We start from the raw sequence: 6,567 nt of genomic DNA on the forward strand, positions 1-6,567 counted from the left end.
CTTGCCGTAGTGCCATGCCCACCCGGTCACGTTGTGGTTGGTGCTCAACCACCCGTTTCCTTGATTGGCGGAGCCGTCCACGACATCCGGATTTAGCATATCACCACTGAGGGTAAAGAGGACTGTCGTGTAGACCTGACCGAGATTGAGTTGGAGCGTGACTTCGAACTGAATCGTGTCACCGACTACGAGGTCATATGAAGTGCCAGTACCTGAGCTCTACGAAAGAAAGCTATTCGTAATCGACGAAGCGGAACTGACCAGCGGCAGCGCCATGATGAGCGCGAAGGCGCTCAGAGCGAGTGCTTTGTTCATCGCTAGTTGAACTTCTGTTCGAATCATTAGATTGAATCGATTCCTTGTGTTCGCCTTAAACCTCTAGGGACAAGATCCTGCCGGGGCGCAAGCAGCACACGTCCGTGATGTAGGCCCAGGAAGTTGAAGCGCTCGGCCAAAAACTTGGGCCAGGTCTGGACCGCCGACGCCGCCGTCTTCGTTGACGTCATAGGCGCCTAATGCTTTGGGAATCCACGGTGCACTTGCTAGTACATTGGCGAAAACGGCCGCCAGATCAGGACCCCCAATGCCGCAGTCGTTATTCACGTCCTCGTCACAGAGGTTGCCGTAGCCGTCTTCGTCGTCGTCACGCTGTCCCGGGTTGGCGATCGCTGTGCAGTTATCGGAATCCGCACTAGGATCGTCGGAGATCCCGTCGCCATCGGCGTCCGGACCTACATGCGTTGGCCCTGCGCCGGAAATGAGCGCGAACAACAATGCCAGCAATGCGACGCTCGAAAGTGCGAAAATTACTCGTCGTTTCATCTCGTCAGCTCCCCCTCTGATCCAAATTCGACAGCAACTCTATTCACTCATTAGACTCTATCCAGGTGAAATAGTAAAGCAATTTGTCACTTCGGCTTCATGATCCGCTGCCGCATCTACTAAGCTTCCCGCATGCTCAACGAGCGGATACTGCCAGTGAAAAACAAGAGTTAATAGAAACAGTTACAAGGAGAGATCCAACATGGGCAAACTGGACGGGAAAGTCGCGCTGATCTCGGGAGCCGCCCGGGGTCAAGGAGAAGCAGAGGCTCGGCTCTTTGTCGCCGAGGGAGCAAAGGTGGTGCTCGGCGACGTACGAGACGACCTGGGCAAGGCCGTGGCAGAATCCCTCGGCGAAAACGCCGTCTACCAGCACCTCGACGTCAGCCGGGAAGAAGAGTGGTCGAGCTTCGTTGCTACGGCGATCGAATCCTTCGGCAAGGTGAACGTGCTGGTCAACAACGCGGGCATCTTGCTGGCTCGCCGCCTTGTCGACACCAGCCTCGACGACTTCATGCGAGTCATCGGGATCAACCAGGTGGGTTGCTTTCTCGGCATCAAATCGGTGGTCGCGGCCATGGAGCAGGCCGGCGGTGGTTCGATCGTCAACATCTCCTCGATCGGAGGCCTGACCGGGGTCAACAGTGCCGTGGCCTATGTGTCGAGCAAGTTTGGGGTCACGGGAATTACCAAGACCGCGGCCCTCGAACTTGGGCCCTTGGGCATTCGCGTCAATTCGGTCCATCCGGGTGGGGTAGACACGCCGATGATCACGTCCGATACCGAGGGCTTCGAAGCAGAGATGGGGTCCGATGTTCAGGGCCAATCTCCGTTTGCCAACCTTCCCCTGGGCCGGGTCGGCCAACCGGACGAAATCGCCCAGCTCGTGGCGTTTCTGGCGTCAGACGAATCGTCCTACTGCACCGGCTCAGAGTTCACCGCGGACGGCGGCATGCGGGCGGGGACATGAAAATCTGCTCGGTCAACTGGATCGACGGGTGAAATCGCGGCCGGGGTGCAGCAGCAGTTCGCGCTAGACTTTCCCCGCGATTTCGCGCATTTTTGAGTCAACTCATTGAGGAGGGCGACGATGCCCAAGCGCTACGACAACATACTCGAGACCATCGGAAATACCCCCGTGGTCCGAATCAACAAGCTCGCTCCGGAAGGAGCCGAGGTCTACGTCAAGATCGAGGCCATGAACCCCATGGGCTCAGTGAAGGATCGCCTGGCACTCGGCGTCATCGAGGCAGCGGAGAAGTCCGGTGAACTGAAGCCGGGCCAGACCGTGATCGAAGCGACGAGCGGCAACACCGGCATTGGCCTGGCGATGGTCTGCGCGCAAAAGGGCTATCCCCTGGTCGTCACCATGGCGGAGAGCTTCAGCGTCGAGCGTCGCAAGATCATGCGCTTTCTCGGGGCAAAGGTGATTCTCACTCCCGCGGCTGAGCGCGGAACAGGAATGCTCAACAAGGCGAGTGAGTTGGCAGAGAAGAATGGTTGGTATTTGACTCGCCAGTTTGACAACGAAGCCAACGCCGACATTCACTCGCGAACCACCGCCCCGGAGATCCTCGCCGCCTTCGAGGGAGATGGTCTGGACTACTGGGTAACGGGCTTCGGCACCGGTGGCACGCTCAAGGGCGTTGCGCGTGTGTTGAAGGTGAAGTCGCCGGCTACCAAGATCGTGGTGGTCGAGCCTGTGAACGCAGCGATGCTCGCCAGCGGCGACACGCAAAAGCGACACAGCGACGGCTCACCCGACGGCAGCCACCCGAGCTGGGAGCCGCATCCGATTCAAGGTTTGTCACCCGATTTCATTCCCAAGCTCGCCGAAGATGCCCAGGCGGCCGAGCTTGTCGACGAAGTCGTCGCGGTGAAGGGACCGGATGCATTTGCCACCTCCACGGCGCTCGCCCAGCAGGAGGGGATCTTTGTCGGGATCTCGGCCGGGGCCACCCTGTTTGCTGCGCTCGAGCTTGCCAGGCGTGCGCCCAAGGGTTCCAAAATCCTCGCCATGCTCCCCGATACAGGGGAACGCTATCTGTCCACGCCCTTGTTCGAGGACATCCCGTCGGAGATGACCGACGAAGAACACGCGATCGCAGGCTGATCGAGTGCGGAAGCCACCGGGTGCGGGTAGCTGAGGGGCATGAGGTAATTGCCGAGGAGATTGCGCTCTCGCTGGAGCACTGGCAGAAACTGATGCTCTGCGAAATTGTCGACGTGAATGCGCGAGCTGGTAACCTGGGCACCTGTATGAACAGGTTCACGACGTGACGGCTAGCGGCGACACCGGAATCGAAAGCCTTCGCTCTCTGCTTTTCGCGCCGGCGGTGCGTCCCGAGATGCTCCTGAAGCTTCCCGCTACGGGTGCCGACGGCGTGGTGATCGACTGCGAGGATGCGACGCCCCCCGGAGCAAAGGACGCTGGTCGCGCGAATGCGCGCAAGCTTGCGCCGGAACTGGCGGGCCGCGGCCCTCTGGTTTTTGTCCGGGTGAACGCTGTGGCCTCGCCCTGGTTTCGCGAAGACATCGCCGACGGTTTGTGTCCGGAGCTGGCCGGTATTGTTATCCCCAAACTCGACCGACTGGAGCAGTTGGACATCGTCGAAAGCGAACTCGGAAAGGCGGGGTATCCAGACCTCCCAGTGCTGGCGGGAATCGAAACGGCGCTCGGGGTAGCGGATGCCCGCGCGCTGCTCGGACACCCGCGCATCGCATGGGGGTACTTTGGCGCCGAGGACTTCATCGCCGACATGGGCGGCATTCGCACCGAAGGCAATCAGGAAGTTCTCTACGCCCGTTCACAAGTCGCGCTCGCCGGCCGACTCACCGGCGTCCCGGTGCTCGACCAGGTCGTGACCGACTTCCGCAATGCTGCGGCGTTCGAGCACGAAGTTCGCGAGGCACGGGCAATCGGCTATCAGGGCAAGCTCTGCATTCACCCCGATCAAGTCAAGATCGCCAACGCGGGGTTCATTCCCTCGGAAGCAGAAGTCGACCACGCGCGTCGCTTGCTCGAGGCTTATGAACAGTCGTCGGCCCAGGGCGTCGCGGCGATCGACTTCGAGGGGCAAATGGTGGACGAACCCCTGGCCAACCGCGCGCGCCAAATTCTGGCGGCGGCCCGCAGTGATGAGGAAACCGCATGAGCAAGAGTCCATCGCCAAGACCGCATCGCGGGCTCTGGTTCGAGGAACTCGAACCGGGAATGGTCATTCAGCACGCCATCCGCCGCACCCTCACCGAGTCGGACAACGTGATGTTCTCAACCATGACCATGAACCCAGCCTGGCTTCACCTCGACTTCGACTACGCAGAGAACGAAACCGAATTCGGTCGTCCACTCGTGAACTCGATGTTGACGGTTGCAGTGGTGATTGGAATCAGCGTGCACGAGACAACCCTCGGCACTGCGGTCGCAAATCTCGGATTCAAGGAAATCACGTTCCCCGCGCCGGTGTTTCACGGAGATACCGTCCGGGTCGAAACCGAGGTTGTGGCTGCCCGGGCTTCCAAGTCACGCCCGAAACAGGGTATTGTCACCTTCGAACATCGCGCGTTCAATCAACGCGACGAACTCGTTTGTAAAGCGGTGCGGGACGCGTTGATGCACCGGCGTCCCGAGGAAACCGACTGAACCCATGTCCGATTCTCCCTTTCTGTCGAGAGAACTCGATGAAGAAGGCGTTCTGCTCGCGACGCTGAATCGTCCGGAACGCAAAAACGCATTTCACGAAGAGCAGTGGGACGCACTGGCCGACTGCTTGAGGGAAGCCGGCGAGGATACCGCCGTGGCCGTCATGGTGTTGCAGGGCGCCGGGGGCAACTTTTCTTCGGGGATGGACCTGAACTCATTCGCTGGAGACCCGCCCCCACCGCGCACGGACGGCAAAGCGAGTGCGTACTTCGCATGCGTCGACGAGCTATTCAATTTTGACAAACCCCTGCTCGCCTCGGTCGAGGGGGTGGCAATCGGCGGCGGCTGCACCCTCGCCATCGCCTGCGACATTGTCTACGTCGGCGAGAGCGCTCGCATGCGCCTTCCCTTCGCGAATCTAGGGCTCGCTCCCGAGATCGCCAGCAGCTACACGCTGCAATCTGCAATTGGTCGCCAGCGGGCGAACGAGCTGATGTTCACGGCCGAGTGGATCGACTCCGCACGCGCGGTAGAGATGGGCATGGCCGCACGCAGTTTCCCCGACGATCAAGTTCTCGACCAAACCCTGGCAAAGGCTCGCGAGATCGCGCAGTGGCCGATATCCGCACTCGTCGGCATCAAAAGAACTTTAAAGGCCGCGCACCGCGCTGGCGTGGAAGCGGCTCTGAAAATTGAGGACGAGTCGATGCGGCAACTCGCGGGTTCCCCGGAAAACATCGAAGCCGTCACGGCCTTCATGCAAAAGCGAAAGCCGGACTTCAAACAGTTTCGCAAGTAGCAATGTTCCAGTTCGGGCGTTGAACGCGCCTCTTCGAGACGACCCAGACGTGGCGGTCTCAGACCAGGCTCGACAATTTTCCGAACTTTTCCTGAGCATTCGAGACAATCGAGAGCCCAGCGACTTCCGTCAGGCCAAAGTCTTCGAGGGCTTGAGAGATCGGAGGGTCGAGCACGATGACCCCCGGAGCCCAACCCTCGGCGATGCGCTGGGCGACGGCGTCCGAGAGCTGGCACGCCTGAATCAACACGGCTCGCCTGTCGCTCTTCTCGTCTACCTCGGCATCGTGATGGTGGCGAATGGTGTGGATGAAATTGTCGTCGAAGTTCCAGGACTGAAGGATCAACGCCCCGAGCATGGGGTGAAGGCTATCGGCGGCGGCCTTCACGCCCTGAGCCGGGAATTGCTTGCCTGCTCGGTTGCGATGCGCCAGCTGCGCCCCAAAGGTGAGCACGACGATGCGTCCGACGTCGAGCACGAGCCCCATCAGGAAGGCCATGTCGTGAAACGGCGGCCGATCCTCGAGGAACGCCTCGTTGAGACGAGCCACGAGTAGCGAATGGTGCCAGATAGAGCGCGCGTCGTTCTCGAATCCGGGAACTTTGAACAGGCTCGAGCGCATCGCCAGGGCGATCGCGATGTTGGTGGCCTCGCGGGTTCCGAGTCGCATGATTGCATCGGAGACGGAGCGGATGGAATCGGTTCCGCAGAAATAGGCGCTGTTCGCTACGCCGACAACTTTGGTCGCGAGTGCGGGATCGAGTGAGACGGCAGCAGTCAGTTCTTCGATACTGACCTCGGGGTCACGCATCATCTGCTGGGCCCGCATCGCGGTCTCGGGCACGACGGGAAAGCGCAGCTCTCCGTGTTGCACCGCCGGGATCATCGCCTCCAGAATCGGCGCGTCAGCCTTTCCTTCGCTCAGCCGCTGCTTCATGCTGTGTACGACGCCATCCAGAGTCGAGATGCTCAGCTCACCGAGCTCGATGCGACCCTTGGATTCGCGCGATACGTCCATCTTTTGCTGTCCACACTCACTTTGCTGAGTCTTGCCAATGCGAGACTCCTCCTATCTCTTGCGGAGACTCGTCCGGTACGCTTGATGGGGTGAAGTCCCGAGTTTGGTCGTTATCAGCCCGGCCATGGCTACGAACTAGGGTGCGAACTAGAGGGTACAGGGTCCGAGTCAAAGGGTGTCGAGCCTGGCGCTGTGGCCGCAGCCAACTTCAACTAACTTTCTACGGCACCACACCACACCACACCACACCCGCGGCGAGTCCGTGAGGAGTACGTGAGGAATTCA

General features: G+C 60.2%; 7 protein-coding genes. 5 read left to right on the plus strand and 2 right to left on the minus strand.

Annotated features, from left to right (window positions below; all coding sequences use genetic code 11):
* Positions 1-378 precede the first annotated feature (378 nt).
* Positions 379-822, minus strand: a complete 444-nt coding sequence (locus IH881_19710) for a hypothetical protein (protein MCH7869928.1) — start codon at positions 820-822, stop codon at positions 379-381.
* A 202-nt stretch (positions 823-1,024) separates the two neighbouring features.
* Between IH881_19710 and IH881_19715 the strand changes: the two genes are divergently transcribed.
* The 5 genes from IH881_19715 (at position 1,025) to IH881_19735 (ending at position 5,264) form a co-directional block, all read left to right on the plus strand.
* The gene (locus tag IH881_19715; GenBank protein ID MCH7869929.1) at positions 1,025-1,792 is read left to right on the plus strand and encodes a glucose 1-dehydrogenase; all 768 of its coding nucleotides are present in this window, start codon (positions 1,025-1,027) and stop codon (positions 1,790-1,792) included.
* A 120-nt stretch (positions 1,793-1,912) separates the two neighbouring features.
* A complete protein-coding gene (cysK, locus tag IH881_19720) occupies positions 1,913-2,935 on the plus strand; it encodes a cysteine synthase A (GenBank protein MCH7869930.1) in 1,023 nt (340 codons plus the stop codon).
* Positions 2,936-3,170: 235 nt separating this feature from the next.
* Positions 3,171-3,977, plus strand: coding sequence for a CoA ester lyase (locus tag IH881_19725; protein MCH7869931.1), 807 nt, complete (start codon positions 3,171-3,173; stop codon positions 3,975-3,977).
* Complete coding sequence (locus IH881_19730; protein ID MCH7869932.1) at positions 3,974-4,465, plus strand: MaoC family dehydratase; 492 nt, start codon at positions 3,974-3,976, stop codon at positions 4,463-4,465. Before IH881_19725 ends, IH881_19730 begins: the two co-directional genes overlap by 4 nt.
* Before the next feature lie 4 nt (positions 4,466-4,469).
* A complete protein-coding gene (locus IH881_19735) occupies positions 4,470-5,264 on the plus strand; it encodes an enoyl-CoA hydratase/isomerase family protein (protein MCH7869933.1) in 795 nt (264 codons plus the stop codon).
* A gap of 58 nt (positions 5,265-5,322) precedes the next feature.
* Here the strand turns inward: IH881_19735 and IH881_19740 are convergent, their stop codons facing one another.
* Entirely contained in the window at positions 5,323-6,282 is a 960-nt protein-coding gene (locus IH881_19740; GenBank protein MCH7869934.1) for an HDOD domain-containing protein, read from the minus strand.
* Positions 6,283-6,567 lie beyond the last annotated feature (285 nt).

The sequence above is a fragment of the Myxococcales bacterium genome, from assembly GCA_022563535.1.
Taxonomy (GTDB): Bacteria; Myxococcota_A; UBA9160; order UBA9160; family UBA4427; genus DUBZ01.